Annotated in this window: 10 protein-coding genes; 2 read left to right on the top strand and 8 right to left on the bottom strand. The window is 40.7% G+C overall.

The features are described from left to right. Window positions 1-107: 107 nt before the first annotated feature. The 5 genes from ACPZ3T_RS06975 to ACPZ3T_RS06955 all read right to left on the bottom strand — a co-directional run bounded on the left by ACPZ3T_RS06975 (window position 108) and on the right by ACPZ3T_RS06955 (window position 8,630). Window positions 108-230 carry a hypothetical protein gene (locus tag ACPZ3T_RS06975; RefSeq protein ID WP_490274680.1) on the bottom strand — a complete coding sequence of 41 codons (123 nt, stop codon included), beginning with the start codon at window positions 228-230 and terminating at the stop codon, window positions 108-110. A 131-nt stretch (window positions 231-361) separates the two neighbouring features. Next, window positions 362-904 (bottom strand): GAF domain-containing protein, encoded by a 543-nt coding sequence (locus ACPZ3T_RS06970; RefSeq protein WP_490274678.1) that lies wholly within the window; start codon window positions 902-904, stop codon window positions 362-364. Window positions 905-1,263: 359 nt separating this feature from the next. Further along, window positions 1,264-4,797, bottom strand: coding sequence for a WD40 domain-containing protein (locus ACPZ3T_RS06965; RefSeq protein WP_490274676.1), 3,534 nt, complete (start codon window positions 4,795-4,797; stop codon window positions 1,264-1,266). Window positions 4,798-5,372: 575 nt separating this feature from the next. Then, a complete protein-coding gene (locus tag ACPZ3T_RS06960) occupies window positions 5,373-6,737 on the bottom strand; it encodes an AAA-like domain-containing protein (protein WP_490274674.1) in 1,365 nt (454 codons plus the stop codon). 708 nt (window positions 6,738-7,445) lie between these two features. After that, window positions 7,446-8,630, bottom strand: coding sequence for an NAD(P)H-quinone oxidoreductase subunit H (locus ACPZ3T_RS06955; protein WP_490274672.1), 1,185 nt, complete (start codon window positions 8,628-8,630; stop codon window positions 7,446-7,448). Window positions 8,631-9,223: 593 nt separating this feature from the next. Here ACPZ3T_RS06955 and rsmH point away from each other — a divergent pair. Further along, the gene (gene rsmH / locus ACPZ3T_RS06950; RefSeq protein WP_490274670.1) at window positions 9,224-10,120 is read left to right on the top strand and encodes a 16S rRNA (cytosine(1402)-N(4))-methyltransferase RsmH; all 897 of its coding nucleotides are present in this window, start codon (window positions 9,224-9,226) and stop codon (window positions 10,118-10,120) included. Here rsmH and ACPZ3T_RS06945 read toward each other — a convergent pair. Then, on the bottom strand, window positions 10,117-10,665 hold the full coding sequence (locus ACPZ3T_RS06945; protein ID WP_490274668.1) for a hypothetical protein: 549 nt from the start codon (window positions 10,663-10,665) through the stop codon (window positions 10,117-10,119). The genes rsmH and ACPZ3T_RS06945 overlap by 4 nt on opposite strands. A 196-nt stretch (window positions 10,666-10,861) precedes the next feature. Between ACPZ3T_RS06945 and ACPZ3T_RS06940 the strand changes: the two genes are divergently transcribed. Then, window positions 10,862-12,859 carry a caspase family protein gene (locus ACPZ3T_RS06940; protein WP_490274666.1) on the top strand — a complete coding sequence of 666 codons (1,998 nt, stop codon included), beginning with the start codon at window positions 10,862-10,864 and terminating at the stop codon, window positions 12,857-12,859. 279 nt (window positions 12,860-13,138) lie between these two features. On the opposite strand, the gene ACPZ3T_RS06935 is transcribed toward ACPZ3T_RS06940, so the two are convergent. Together ACPZ3T_RS06935 and ACPZ3T_RS06930 are read right to left on the bottom strand one after the other, a co-directional pair. Further along, window positions 13,139-13,516: a Mo-dependent nitrogenase C-terminal domain-containing protein gene (locus tag ACPZ3T_RS06935; RefSeq protein WP_490274664.1), complete on the bottom strand. Its 378-nt coding sequence runs from the start codon at window positions 13,514-13,516 to the stop codon at window positions 13,139-13,141. A gap of 495 nt (window positions 13,517-14,011) precedes the next feature. Next, window positions 14,012-15,781: a ribonuclease J gene (locus ACPZ3T_RS06930; RefSeq protein WP_490274662.1), complete on the bottom strand. Its 1,770-nt coding sequence runs from the start codon at window positions 15,779-15,781 to the stop codon at window positions 14,012-14,014. Window positions 15,782-16,067 lie beyond the last annotated feature (286 nt).

The following is a 16,067-nucleotide window of genomic DNA, read 5'->3' as shown; positions in this document are numbered from 1 at the left end:
CGTAATAGGGCATTGGGCATTGGGCATTGGGCATTGGGCAATTCAATTTTGGGTTTTGGATTTTAAATTTTGCATTGCATTTCAATATAAAATCCAAAATCTAAAATCTAAAATTCTTTCCCTTGTCTCCCTTGTCTCCCTTGTCTCCCTTGTCTCCCTTGTCTCCCTTGTCTCCCTTGTCTCCCTTGTCTCCCTAAACCCCTTTGTCCACCGTCTTTCCCATGCCCCATGCCCTATGCCCATTTTCAAACTATGTCAACTAATATAAAAAAACTAAGATTGAGTTCGTAGTAAGGACTTTAGTCCTTATTTAAGAACTAGATTTCTGACTACAAACCTTTTATTATTTATCCTGTTCTACTTAACTTTCTAAAATGTAGGGGGATGTGGCTAAGGCTTTTGCTCCTATTTGCATTAGTTCTATATCTGATTTTGACCAAGAACGTGTTTTTTGACATTCATGGGCTACTAGTAATCCCCACAAGCCTTTGGGTGTGAGAATAGGGACTACTAAGTTAGCGCGGACTTGTAAACTGCGAAGAAATTCTCGGTGACAAGTGGCGATTTGTTCTGTTTCAATATTAGCGATCGCTTTGACTCTACCTGCTAAATACAAAGCTGCATACTCATCATTAAAACACTCATCAGCCCCTGTTGAACCTAGTATAGAAAATTGTTGAGAACTTACAGCTTCACACGTTACCTGTCCATGCCATTGCCAGTAAAAGTAATATAAGACTAACCGATCAACATGAAGTGATTCTCTAAGTTCATGAGTTGTTTGTCTGATTAATGCGTCCCGTTGCATTTTGTTAACAAGACGCTCCAGAATCCTGTTTAAACCCTCTTCTATAGGGTTGCTTGAGCTAGGATCAAATTCTTCTGCGTGAAAATTAATTTGCACGGATTTAAAACTAGAGATACAGTTATAATCGTTATTTCTATTTAGGAGTTTATGGAATTTTATTGCTCAATTAGATTCACTACAAAAACAAATTAAATTTCATAACAATTCAGTTAACTCTAAATACGACTTTATCAAAATTATGATTTCTCATCTTAATTTATATAAAAAAATATGTAAGTTAATAATAATTAATTAAATTTTAATGTTTCGCAACTTTTAATGCTCCTTTAATAATTCTCAATAAATAACGTGAGTTCGGGATAAGCTCAAACCATGATTCTATCGTTGCCTGAAACTCCTATGATTTCGTATAACTAGCAACGAAATTGTCTTAACCCGAACTGAAGTTAATCAAATCAATGACACAAAGAGCGATCGCCTTCTATCACTGCGGTATTAGTTTTCAAATAATCTTGCACAAGTGTGCAAGCATAAGCTAATGGCTCTAAGTTGAGAATCTGCGGCAAATTCCAGATGATCAGTGTGTTATCATCGCCACCTGATGCCAGGAAAGTTCCATCACGGCTGAGGGCAATTTTGCGAATGGCGGAGGTATGACCTCTCAGGGTAGTTATTTCCGTACCATCCAGTTTCCACAGCTTAACTGTAGCATCCACACTACCAGAAGCAATTATTTGACCATCAGGACTAAATCCTACTCCCCAAATCGCTGCTGTGTGACCTTTGAATGTCTGCAATAACTTACCATCGATTGTCCACAACTTGACGGTATTGTCACCACTGCCAGTTGCTACCATTTTATTATCGTGACTAAAGGCAACTGTCCATACAGACGCAGAATGTCCCATGAGGGTTGTAAGTAACTTCCCATCAGCTGTCCACAGTTTCGCAGTACCATCACCACTGGTAGTTGCTACCATTTTACCGTCGGGACTAAAAACAACTTGCCATACTTCTGCTTGATGTCCTTTGAGAACCCGCGATTTAGGTTGATGGCGTTGCCATATCTGAGCAATCTTCTCAACATTGGCAATAGCGATCGCCTGACCATTAGGACTTAAAACCACATCTGTTATTTTACCGTGGATATCTTTGTAACTAGCAAAATCAGTGCCATCTCGCCGCTTGATTTTTACTGTTTCGTCCTCAGCAGGAAGAGCAACTAACTTGCCATCTTCACTGAATGAAACTTCAAAGATCACACTTTTTTCAGTCAAAGTTTTTAGCAATTTGCCTTGACGACTCCAAAATTTTGCAGTTTTTTCGTGACTGGCTGTGCCAATGGTGGAACTATCTGCGGTAATAGCTATTGACCAAATCCCAGCACTGTGGGCAATTACACTCTTTTGGAAGGGATTTTGACTTTGCCAAAGTCTAACAAGGTTTTCTGCACCTGCTGAAGCAATAAAGCTGCCGTCAGGACTGAAACTTAGCCCCCAAATAGAGGCACTATGTCCTGTGAGGGTTCTCAGTTCTGTACCGTCAATATTCCAAAGTTTCATAGTTTTGTCGAGACTGGCACAGACAATAGTCTGACCATCGGGACTAAATGCTACTGTTGTAATCCCAGCACTGTGACCAGAGAGAGTTTTATCAAGGCGATAGCTACCATTTTTAGTGTCTCGCCGCCAAAGTTTTACTGTTTTATCTTCACTGGCTGAAGCAATAGTTTGACCATCAGGACTAAAAGCTACTGCCTGAACCCAAGCTTGATGACCTTGCAGAATTTGTAGGAGTTTGGCGTTTTCCCAGCCTGTAGTGTCTCGTTGCCAAACTTTTACAGTCCCGTCTAGATTTGCAGCAGCAACGGTTTGACCATCGGGACTAAAAGCTACTCCCCAAAATCCCCATTTGTAATCTGAAAATGTTTTTAAGAGTTTACCATCGTGCTGCCATAACCTAACTGTTCTATCCCAACCAGCAGAGACAAGGAACTGACCATCAGGACTAAAAGCTACTCCCCAAACAGAAGCCGTGTGACCTTTCAATGTTTTATCAACACTCCACAGTGCTTCTTTACCCTTCCGTTTCCAGAGTTTAATCGTCCCATCTTCACTGGCTGAGGCGAGGATCTGTCCATTAGGACTGAATTTGACTGCTCTGACTGCTCCTTGATGGGCTGTGAGAGTTGCCACTGCTGTACCATCACGTTGCCACAGTCTGATGGTTTTATCTATACTTGCTGAGGCAATCAAAGAACTATCAGGACTGATATCTACTGCCATTACTGCTGCTGTATGACCAGAAAATCGATTGTATTCATCTGCACCATAAACTGCCTGCTGTAGTACATTCTTCACCTGACGCTCAATCTTGGCATTTGGTTTTCCGAACTTTGTTAGTCTGTGTTTGGCTTTAATTGCTTCTACTAGCGCATCTAATCTGCGATTGGAAGCAAACATTCCTTCAGAAGCAGATACCAAGGCTCGAATTTCGCTGTTTTTGGCTTGAGTTTCGCTTTTGAGGGATTGGCGATACAAAATGTAGATTCCGCATCCCAAGGTAATAGAAATGAGTAACTTAATACACATTAAAATCAAGAGAGTTCTCTGCAATTTAGCAGTTTTTTTCTCTTGTACTAGTCTTGCTTCTATTTCTTTGGCTCGTTCCGCCTCCAATAATGTTTGAATTTCACGTTGTTCATACTCGTGACTAGCAGCAAAAAATTTGTAGTCCAAATCACTTAAGCTTTTACCCAGTGACCAATTTTGAGCATCTTTTAAAGCCTTGCCCCGTAGTAACCGTGATTCGTCTTGATAATTTGATGCTACCCAAGCATTGAAGATTTGCGAGTAAGGACGCAGGTTGTTTAATTGTCGTTCTACCCATTCAGCATTGAAAACATGGCGATAAATACGATTTTTAATTTTGAGATAGCCGTTGTGTTTTTCAACTAGGCCAGATAAAAACAGTTCTTTTTGTTCTCGACTATCATCAATCGCTACAGGAGGATAACCAGCATCAGCTTGCAGTACCTGCTGATAAATGCCTAACAATCTGCCAGCACGTTGTTCATCAAACAAGAGGCGATCTCGAATTGTGCGGAGGTGTTCTGGATCGTCCTTGGCTTTCCAGTGTTGAATAATCTGCTGTTTTACGAGTTGCTCGATCCAGTACCCTTCTGTTGCTGGCGGTAAATCAATTTTTTTGTTTGGTGTTTCCCTAGCGGCTTGTACAACTAACTCACAAATTTTTTGCGTTAGAAAAGGTTGTCCAGCAGTCCAGTTAATAATTTTCTGTAGTATTATTTGAGGTTGGCTAATTACTGGTTTTAACCCTTGGAGTAATGGGGTAGCTTCCTCTAACTTAAAACCATACAACTCAATTGCTGTGCCAATATTGAAAGGTGTGCGGCGTTTGTCGGTAATTAAGTCAGATGGACTGGCTACCCCAAACACTGCAAATCCTAAGCGTTGAAATTTTGGATCGTGGGCGCGTTGATTATAGCAATGACGAATCCAGGCAAAAAAGTCACTGACTGAAAAGCTTAAGCTTAATAAACTATCAATTTCATCAATAAAAATAAAGATTCGTTGACTTTGTGTTTGGACAAGTAAAATTTCTTCGATAAATTGATTTAGCTTCTGTACTGGGGAAAGACCTGCTTGCATTTCCCACCAATCTTTAAAGTTGACTTTATCACCTAAATTTAAGCCATAAAAAAGACAAATAATAATCCCTTTATACCACTGTTCTGTCTTTGTATCTTCACTACCCAACCGTGTAACATCTATATAAATACAGCTATGACCTTCTTGCATCAGACGATCTTTTGTGCGATGCAGCAGCGATGATTTACCCATTTGGCGAGAATTGAAAATATAACAAAAACTACCAGTCTTTAAGCTGGTGTAGAGTTGTTCATCTGCCTCACGAATAACATAGCTCGGATCATTACTAGGTAAACTACCGCCAACTTGGTATTTCATATCAGATATTTGATATCCAATTTAAGATATTAACTGCTTAATAGACAGTTGGTAGACAATTTCTTGTAAGTAAGTATGACATATTTTCTATAAAATTTGATGGGTGAATACTCGTGAAATTAGATAAAAATATTCAAGTATTGTAATTTTATATCACCAGCATAGGGCTGATATATTTTCTTCTTAAATGTCTTAAATATCAATTAAAATCTCTCTTTAAATGTCTTAAATGTCCTTGCATTTTTGGAAAAATATGCGATACATAAAAATTCAACAAAATCAATTAGGATTTAAAAATGATTGCAATAAGCGGTGATAAAACATAAAATAATAAGCATTCAATAGACCTCTTGCATGAATCCTTTGGTGTTACCAAAAATATTATTTAAAAGTTCGCGCAAGCAGAATCCTCTGGGTAGACGCAAAGAAGAACCCAAACAAATAACTTTGCAATGAGCTACCCTCAAAAGGAACAATAAAATCAATCTTCCCAGACTAAATATTCAATAAAACCAATGTAATTACACAATCAAGCTGATTTACATATAATAAATCTTCTTGATCATGTAATTGTTTTAGACAGTTTTAGATAGTTGCTTGGCAAAATAAATGCGGTAGAGTTCGCAGCGTGGTAAGATGCGATCGCCTTCAAACCGAATTAATCCTAAACTTTCGAGTTTATAAGCATCCACAGGGTCAATCGTCATAGCTGGTTGTGCATTGACTAGCTCAGTATAAATCTGCATCAAATGAGGATTAGCTTGCAGTTTTACCCAATGTAGCCATAAATGATAACGGTAAATCCCACCGTTAGCGATCGCTTCAGCTATTAACTCTTTTAAAGTCATAGCTCCAGAGCAAAGATGAAATAAAGCTAGTTGAATTAATGCAGGATGACCTCCTACCAAAGACATCAACTGTTTAGATTCTTGCTGTGCATTCCAGTCTAATCCATATCGTCTAGCTAATTCTTTTACTTGTTCTTGCGTAAATTCGCATAGACGGATAGGCAGTCCAATATTAAATGGCGAACGGTTAATATCTAAAGAAATATACTGTTCTGTTGAGTAAACTACTACCAACCTCAATTTTTGCCAATGATGATTTTGTCGCGCTTCATCACACCAGGAACGCAACAAAGCAAAAAACTCTCGCCCGATGTGAGGATATTCAAAAAAACGATCAACTTCACTTAGCACTAAAACTATTGGACTGTCACTCTGTCTGAGTAAATAGTTTTGTAAGTAAAAGCTACAACTCAACTTACAACCAATCTCATCATCCCATATATCATCAAGGTTGGGATTATCTCCTAATGCTGTGGCAATTTGTCGGCAAAGACAACGCAAGAGCTTATTTAAGTCAGTTAAACAGTGATCATCAATTTGGCAGCAGTTTATTTTAACTGTTTGATACCCTTGTTGTTTGGCGAAGGCTAATAAACGGAGTACCAAAGAAGTTTTACCCATCTGTCTGGGGGAGCGAATCCGAATTACACAACCAGGTTGAGTAACTTCTCGATATACCTGTTCTTCTATAGGTGGACGCTCAATATATAAAGGAGAGTCCAGAGGTACTGGCCCATCTGGAAATGACCAAGAAATATTTTCTTTTGTATGTAAATCTTCTGCTAAAAGCTCTAATATCTCTGTTTCATTTCCTTCCTGAACAACGATATAATCTTCTTGATGTAATTCTAAATTAAAGGCATTAAAACATAATTTTAAAGTTTTTTGGTCTACACCTTTATTTAAAGACCACAATCGACTTAGAGTTTTAGTGGAAATATTGGTTCGTTGCGATATTTGTTCTAGAGTTAAGCGATCGCCTTGATTTTCAACTATCTCGCAGGATACAATTGCTTCTTGTAAATGTTTTAGTCCTTGGGGAGTTAACAAAACTCCTCTTTTCCTCTTGGTTTTATTTTGTTTTAATTCCATATATTTTGTATAAAAAGCTGTCTCTTATACAAAATCTACTAGGTATAGTATTAATAAGTCAATTGTTTCTAGTATTAACAAACAACGCTTAATGTGAATTAAAATTTTGTGATTCCCTAAACATTTGTAGGCGGAATTTCATCCAAATCCAAACTTGATCAAGGATGACACATTATTTATTAGATGCGATAAATCGCATCTCTACAGATATTTTATCTTTTCCATTCTTTTTGGGAATTATACCTGTAGGCAGATATATTAAGACATCAAACCAGCATTAAAAGCTGACGATCAAAGGCTTTTAAGTCTTTAACAGGGAACAGGGAATGGTCAAAAAGCAATAGCTAAATCCCTATAAATGAATTTAGGGTATTTAACAAGGATATCGTATTTTTTGCGCTACGCGTCTGAAAATAGATTTTTTTCAACTCTTTTCATCAATAAATTTAGAGGCTGATTTTAGCCCAAGCCCCAACTCTCACAAGAGTAGATTTTTACTAAGCAGTCAGCAATGACAATTTTCACTTCACGAAAAGCTTGATACAAATTAATGGTTTTTTATTCTTTCCCCCTGCCCCTCCGCAATTGCTCCACAAAGCCCAAGACCGCATTGCTCCCTGCACCCTTCTGAAAATACAGAACCCCGCTTCTGAAGAAAAAGCAGGGTTCTCAAAAACTCTAATTTAGGTTTTAGGTGAAGCGAAGATGCTACCTATCAACAGACCCCATGATTACGTCGATACTGCCGAGAATCACGACAATATCTGCAACTTTCATACCACGTAACAAGTGAGGTAGAATCTGGAGGTTGTTGAAATCTGCTGGACGAATCTTCCACCGCCAGGGGAAGACGTTATCATCGCCAATGAGATAAATACCCAGTTCACCTTTACCGCTTTCTACACGGGCGTAAATTTCGCCTTTGGGCATTTTGAAAGTTGGGGAAACTTTCTTGCCAATATATTGGTAATCAAAAGCATCCCATTCCGATTTTTTCCCGGCTGCTAAACGCTTGGCTTCTAGATTTTCGTAGGGGCCACCGGGCAATCCTTTGAGGGCTTGCTTGATAATCTTGACAGATTCGCGCATTTCCCGCATCCGCACCATGTAACGCGCCAAGCAATCACCGGCGGTTTCCCACTGTACGTCCCAATCAAAATCGTCGTAGGATTCGTAGTGGTCAACTTTCCGCAAATCCCATTTTACGCCAGAAGCTCGTAACATAGGGCCAGATAGTCCCCAGTTAATAGCTTCTTCACGGGTAATAGTACCAATGCCTTCAATACGACGGCGGAAAATGGGGTTATTGGTAACTAACTTTTCGTATTCATCAACTACGGGTAAGAAATAATCACAAAATTCCATGCACTTATCTACCCAGCCATAGGGTAAATCAGCCGCTACACCACCGACGCGGAAGTAGTTGTTGTTTACCATACGGTAGCCTGTGGCAGCTTCCCATAAATCATAAATCATCTCCCGTTCCCGGAATTGATAAAAGAAGGGAGTTTGCGCGCCTACGTCAGCGAGGAAGGGGCCAAACCATAGCAGGTGGTTAGCAATACGATTCAATTCCAGCATAATCACACGGATGTAGCTGGCGCGTTTGGGTACAGCCACTCCCGCTAATTTTTCTGGGGCGTTGACGGTGACAGCTTCATTGAACATACCTGCTGCATAGTCCCAGCGACTAACGTAGGGGACATACATGACAGTTGTGCGGTTTTCGGCGATTTTTTCCATACCTCGGTGTAGGTAGCCAATCACCGGTTCACAGTCAACAACGTCTTCACCATCTAAAGTGACAATTAACCGTAAAACCCCGTGCATAGAGGGATGGTGTGGCCCCATGTTCAGCACCATAGGTTCAGTGCGGGTTTCTATTCTTGCCATAAATTCCGTGTTCTCCCATTAGAAAAGTGTGAATTGAACCGCGTATACGCCATCCAGACAGGAGTTTCCGTGTCTGCCAATATCATTGTTGGTAAAGGCAATATTTTGGGACAAGCCCGGCATTTATTGCCCATACAGGAGTATGTTGGAGAGATGGGGGCAGCTGAGGGCTTTTTGTTGAGGTTGCATTTTGTTTCACTTCTTCAACTATTATATGGAAGCGGGATAACCAATAAATTAAGGCACTGGATTTTTTCATCTCTGGGGTGTGGGGTGAGAGGTGAGAGGGAACAAGCCAATGTGCTGAGGTGCTGAGGAGATTTTACCCCAATGCCCTGTTTGCCCATTAAATTTGAATTTATCAGAAAAAATAGTGCGATATATTTTTAATTTCAATTGTAATTTTAATACCACTGATAAATAGAGTATTGTAGATGTTTTATATTCTGTATTCCAATGCTAAATAATTATGATTAATGCGATCGCCTGTTTTGATGTTGATTCATCTATCAGGAAATTGAGATGATTTTAAATATTTATAGTGATCACAATCAAAACTTAACTCCAGAGCCTATCTGTTTGTACTCTATTTTATGAATGCTAATTTACCAACTATTGAAGAACCAACATTTTCTCATTTACCAGTTTTACCCCAGGAAGTAATCACCGGTTTAGGAGTACGTTCTGGTGGTCATTATCTAGATGCAACGGTAGGCGGTGGGGGTCATAGTCGTTTGATTTTAGCGGCTGTACCGGATATACAGCTAACAGCTATTGATCAAGATGAGGATGCTTTAGCGGCAGCCCAAAAAGAGTTAGCAGAGTTTGGGGAAAGGGTGAAGTTTATTCACAGTAATTTTGCGTCTTATGATTTTCCTGTAGGGAGTTTTGATGGTATTTTGGCAGACTTAGGTGTGAGTTCTTATCATTTGGATACACCAGAACGGGGTTTTAGCTTTCGTCACACTGCTAGTTTAGATATGCGAATGAATCAAAGGCAATCTTTGACGGCTGGCGATGTGGTTAATGAGTGGGGTGAGGCAGAATTAGCGGATATTTTCTTTAAATACGGTGAAGAAAGACTATCAAGACGCATTGCCAAGCGCATTGTTGAAAAACGACCTTTTCAGACAACTACACAATTAGCTGAGGCGATCGCCGGTTGTGTACCCCCTAAATACAGATATGGTAGAATCCACCCTGCTACCCGTGTGTTTCAAGCGTTGCGAATAGTAGTCAACGATGAGTTAAAATCCCTGGAAACTTTTTTAGAGACAGCACCTAAAGCTTTAGTTCCAGGTGGCAGAATCGCTATTATTAGTTTCCATAGTCTAGAAGACCGCTTAGTCAAGCATGGCTTACGTAATTCACTGTTATTAAAAGTTTTGACGAAAAAGCCGATAATTGCCACTCAAGAGGAGATTGCTAACAATCCGCGATCGCGTTCTGCCAAACTGAGGATAGCAGAGAGAATCAATGATCATTCCTAGGGATTGGCAGTATTTTCTCCTACTTCGGGTTTATTGCTATCGGCCTCTTGGGGAGTTGTGGGCGTTGTGATGGCGGCGGCTGGTTTGGTAGTTGCTGGTTGTTCTTCAAACCGGAGGAGCGATCGCGCATTTTTGAAATAAGTTGCCCAGCGACGAGGATCGGGACGGGTGCGCCATTGTTTGCGGCTGACTTCTAAAGATAGGATGGGGGCGATCGCTCCATAACTTTGTACGGATACTATTACGGAAATATCCGTCACCAAAATATCTTGGTCAAAGCTGCGTTGTGCTGCTGCTCTAGCAGTCATTTCGGCTCGTCTGAGTATGGCTTCATAACCTTCATCTGGTAATCGGTCAATAGTCAAGTCTACTCTGGCTGTGTAAGCTTGCACAATTTGAGGTGAAATCGTTTCTGTCAAAATCCATACAGACGCAGGGGATAGCAACAAAAAGATTAACGGAAATGTCCGGATTTTTTTGTCAAATTGGCTAATAACTTGAAAGGGAATGATCGATGATAGTTGGTGAACAGCAATTTTGATCATGACTTTATGGCTCGCTGGCGAAGTTCTGTATTTTTAATAAATCGAGGGTTTTTACGGATTTTTAAGTAATAAAAATCACATTAATTTGGTGAGTCAATCGAAATCACCAAGATTATCAAACATTAGGTTAGCTTTGTTTTTTCAGCAAAGCCAACCGCAATTTTAGGCAACCACACAACAACCTACAAAGGGCGGGATGGCAAACTACTGGGCGATTGCAATAGGCATCAATCAATATCAGTTATTTCAACCTTTAAGTTGCGCTCAAGCAGATGCTGAGTCACTCAGAGATTTTTTGGTTCAACAAGCAGGTTTTTTAGATCAACGATGCTTGCTGATGAGTGATACTTCGCCACCAATTGGCGACAGATCAACTTATCCCACTAAAGACAATATTCTGCTGCTATTGGAAGATTTAGCAGCCGCTTGTTGGCAACCCCAAGACAATATATGGTTATTTTTTAGCGGTTATGGGGTGAACTACGAAGGCAGAGATTACCTGATGGCTGTAGATAGTGATCCCAAAAGAGTCCCAGAAACTGGGATAGAATTGCGATCGCTCATGCAACGTCTGCAACTGGCTCACCTCAATGTCTTGTTGCTATTTGATATCAACCGTGCTTCTGGTGCGGCTGGGGATACTCCTGTCGGTCAAGAAACTCTAGAATTAGCCGAAGAACTACAACTAGCAACTATTTTTTCTTGCCAACCAGAACAATTTTCCCAAGAAAGTAGAGAACTCGGTCACGGTATATTTACTGCCGCACTGCTAGCAGCTTTACGTTCTGGTTATGGCATTAGTTTGGCGGATTTAGAAAAACACCTCAGCATAATCACCCCAGAATTATCTCAACACTACTGGCGACCGACTCAAAACCCCATCGCAGTAATTCCCTCTACACCGCCAATCATCTTACCGCCTGTGGAAACTACCCACCACAACTTACAATTTAGAGCCGCAATTCCTAGTACATTTATTCCTAATACATTAGAACCTACAGAACCAATTATTTTTCCAGAAGAAAGCTTCGCGGTAGCTATAGCATCTCCCCCACTAGGAGAAATATCTGCCAAACCCCCTGCTAATTCCTATCCTCTGAGTATGTGGGGAGAAGCTCAAATTGCAGAAACCGCTATTAAAGATCGATCACAGCCATTATCTTTTCCAAACTTAAATTTCAATCAACGACAATTTCCTGATCTTCATCCTGAAAGCAACCATCAGGAAGAATACTTTCCTCAACCATCTCCAGCAATTTCAGCCGATGAGGAGATGGGGAGTAGATTTATTCCCAACAGTCCCCAACCCTATATCTCTCGCCTACCGGAGAGTAAACCAGATTCATCATTGTGGAAACAGTTTATGCTCTGGGGTGGAGGGACGATGATGGTTGTCACCTTAATTAGTGTAGTTCTGCTCCGTAATCAAGCCAGAGTGTTACAAGCCAGAGAAACATACTCTGTAGCTGCTAATGATGAGACTTCGATTATCAAAACCGCCTCAAGTTCCCAGCCTGCACCCAAAGTATTGCCCCTCAAACCACCAAAAAATCAATCAACAGCCCAAATTGCCCCGATTTCGGAATCACAAAAGCGCAACCAAGCTTTACTAGATTTAGCTAAAAAGTCCCTCAGACAAACTCAAGCTAGCGATCTCAATTTAGCGATCGCTACAGCTAAGAAAATTAAACCTGGTGAACCCCTCTACGAGCAAGCCCAGGAAAATATTAAAATTTGGAGTCGGATGATTTTAGATTTAGCTGAAGGTCGAGCTAAACAAAAACAATATAATTATGCGATCGCAGCTGCAAAATTAATCCCTAAAGACCAAGCTCTATATCCCCAAGCTCAAGCAGCTATTACTCAGTGGCGCACAGAAGCCAAACAATATCTCGCTAATACGACTCTCTTAGATGCAGCTAACGCCCTGATTAAACCAGGACAAGCATCCACATACAATCGCGCCATTGAAGTTGCCAAAAGAGTACCACCAGGACAACCCGGTTACTACTTAGCCAAGAAATCTATTAACCAATGGAGTGAAAAGATTTTAGATTTAGCTAAAACTCGCGCCGAACAAGGGAATTTTTCTGCTGCCATTACCACCGCCACCCTAGTTCCAGAAGTTACACCTGTTTATGAAGACGCGCAAGCTGTCATCCAAAAATGGCAAGCGAGAAAAACTAAAAATTAACTAAAACTAAGAGTTAGCAGCGATTTAACTGCTAACTCTGTTTGATTATTTCTCAACAAGCCCTAAAAAACCGGGTTTCTGAACGAAAGATTAACGTTTTAAGCTGAGGGATTTGCAAGAAACCCGGTTTTTAACCTGAACGAAAGATTAAGGTTTTAAGGGATTTGCAAGAAACCCGGTTTTTAACCTGAACGAAAGATTAAGGTTTTAAGCTGAGGGATTTGCAAGAAACCCGGTTTTTAACCGAGGTGCAGTGAGAAGACGCAATTTATCAAGTCTCTAACAGTATCGGGTTACATCCTCGCCGCACTCATCGGCTAGATAGCACATAGCTCGAAAACGCAAACTTACTACTTCCTCATACAAAGGATTCAGCTTGCATAAGGCGGGAATGTGAAATAAAGTTTTGCCAAATAAATTAATATCGCGTTCAAAGGGACATTGAGCAGGGATTAACTGACACAAACGGTGAGCAAATTGGCGATCGCGGATTTCAATATTGTCTAACCATCGGCGTAGAGGTTGGAGAAGATCCCTTCTAACTGGGGAAGCAGAGCTTTGCAACTGGTGGGGATGAGAGTTTGTTACGTCTTGTTGATTTATCCAAACCCAGCTTGCAAGAAAAATCTTTTTCGTGGTATTATCAAATACCTTCATGGTTGTGCCTCTATGTTAATGAGGGTATTCACCCTTGCGGTGAATATATACAGCGTCCAAGTTACTCAATCGGGAAAATACCGTCCTGAAGAACATATAATGAAAACTTTTACTAGCCACTGCCATCAGGACGTGATTGATTACTAGGTCAAGTTAACCGCAATTTTTATGAAATGACTAGTGTAGTCATCCAATCTTAATTGGAACTTGACACAGTTTAAATTCTAATAAAGACATCTGTCTTTGGTTGTGTTGTGCGATAATTTTTACAAAGCTTAATATACAGATTTTGATCAATTAAAGCTTGATTGAAATAGATGCAGCAATTTCTATCTTCATGCCGCAGTCATATCAATAACTCAATATAAAAAGTAAATATAATTAGATTTGGAATTATAAGGTATTTAGTGCAACTAAGTTGTCGTGCATCCGAGTTGCACATTGTTTATTGTTGGCTGTTGACTGTTAACCGCCAACAGTCAACAGTCACAACCTTTATGAAGCTACTTGCGCTGCCGTGCGAGTCCGCCGCCTTCTACCATCAGCAACCTTGACAGGTGGCTCATCAGGGATTTGCATCAACAAAGTTACAGAAGGTTGACATTGCAATTCCCGGCGAATAGAGCGGTGCAATTCTCGCTCCAAAGTTCCTTGCAAGCCACCCCAATCAACATCGGGTTTTTCACCTTCTCCAGTGACAAACTCTGACCAACGCACGGTAAGAATTTCTTCAATGCGCTGTTGTACCCATTTTTGCACGAGCGATCGCTCTACACTAGTAACCACACCCCGCAGGTGAATTTCTGGCTTGGCCATGAGTTTACCTTGCCAATCAATGGCGGCGGCAATGGTGACAATTCCTTCTTCTGCCATGCGTTGCCGTTCTTGCAGAACTTTAGCACTGACCATTCCAGAACTTGTAGTATCCACCAATTCAATACCGGATGGTACTTTCCCAGCTACACGGATGGAATTTTCAGTTAGTTCAATTACATCACCATTCTGAATAATTACCATGTTCTCTTGTGGGATTCCCATCTTTTGCGCTGTTTGGGAATGTTTCACCAGCATTCGATGTTCACCGTGAACAGGTACAAAGAACTTGGGTCGAGTTAAGGCAATCATCAGCTTTTGGTCTTCCTGACAGCCGTGGCCAGAAACGTGAATACCTTGTTCCCGTCCATAGACAACTTTTGCCCCCTGAATCATCAACTTGTCGATGGTGTTGACAACGGCAATGGTGTTGCCAGGGATGGGGTTAGCAGAAAAGACAACGGTGTCTCCCTCTCGAATTTTAATGTGGGGGTGTTCTTGATTGGCAATCCGTGTCATGGCTGCCATTGTCTCACCTTGAGAACCTGTAGTGAGAATCAGCACATTTTCATCGGGAAGACCACGCACTGTATGCAATGGTTGAAAGAGATTATCTTCACACTTGATATAACCGAGATTCCGGGCATGGGCAATTAAATTGAGCATGGAACGCCCAACCACTGTGACAACACGATTATGCTTTTTAGCGAGTTGCAAAATCATGTTGATGCGATGGACGCTAGAAGCAAAGGTGGTGACAAATAATCTTCCAGTTGCTTGACCAAAGACTCGATCTAGATTGGGGAAAACTGCGGCTTCTGAAGGGGTGAAGCCTGGTACTTCGGAGTTAGTGGAATCGCTCAACAAACACAGTACGCCTTTTTCGCCGTGTTCTGCTAGGCGTTGGAGGTCAAATCTTTCGCCATCCACGGGGGTATGGTCAATTTTAAAATCTCCGGTGTGAATGACAACGCCTAAGGGTGTGTGAATAGCAACGGTGAAGCTATCAGCAATAGAGTGGGTGTTGCGGATGTATTCTACAAAGAAGTGTTTGCCGATGCGTACTACATCACGGGGTAGGACTTTTCTTAATTCTGTGCGATCGCGTACTCCTGCTTCTTCTAATTTTCCCTCTAACATGGCCATAGCCAGTCTCGGCCCGTAAATCACCGGAATATCAAATTGTTTGAGGTGAAAAGCAATGCCGCCAATGTGATCTTCATGGCCATGAGTCACAATCATGCCTTGAATTTTGTGGCGATTTTCCCGCAGATAGGTAGTATCTGGTAGGACGATATTCACTCCGTGCATCGCTTCGGTGGGGAAAGCTAGTCCTGCATCTAATAAGATGATTTCATCATCGTATTCAAAAACGCAGGTATTTTTACCAATTTCATGTAAACCGCCCAAAGGAATAATTTTGAGGGCAGATGTAGTTTCGTTTTTAGCCATTTTCTCCTGAGGTTGTTTGTTTTTTAGAGTTAAGAAATTCAAACTTATTAATCTTCTATGAACGACAACATGAGCCTACTGTTGTTCAGCAGCCAAATTTCCATTAAATATGCAGCTTTTGCTTCAATAAAAAGGACTTTTATATTGAATAGGTCATTGTATATCTATTAATTTTTGCAATAGGCTTTGTCATAGCAGCAATTGAGTGATAATTATGCCAATTTAGTTGATATACAGTTTTGAGAAATAGTAGCAATTAACAAACACGGCAATAGTGGTAATTATG

The sequence above is a fragment of the Aliinostoc maniaoense genome, from assembly GCF_058172895.1.
Note: the sequence above shows the minus strand (reverse complement) of the source record. Positions and strands in the feature narration are given on the sequence as shown.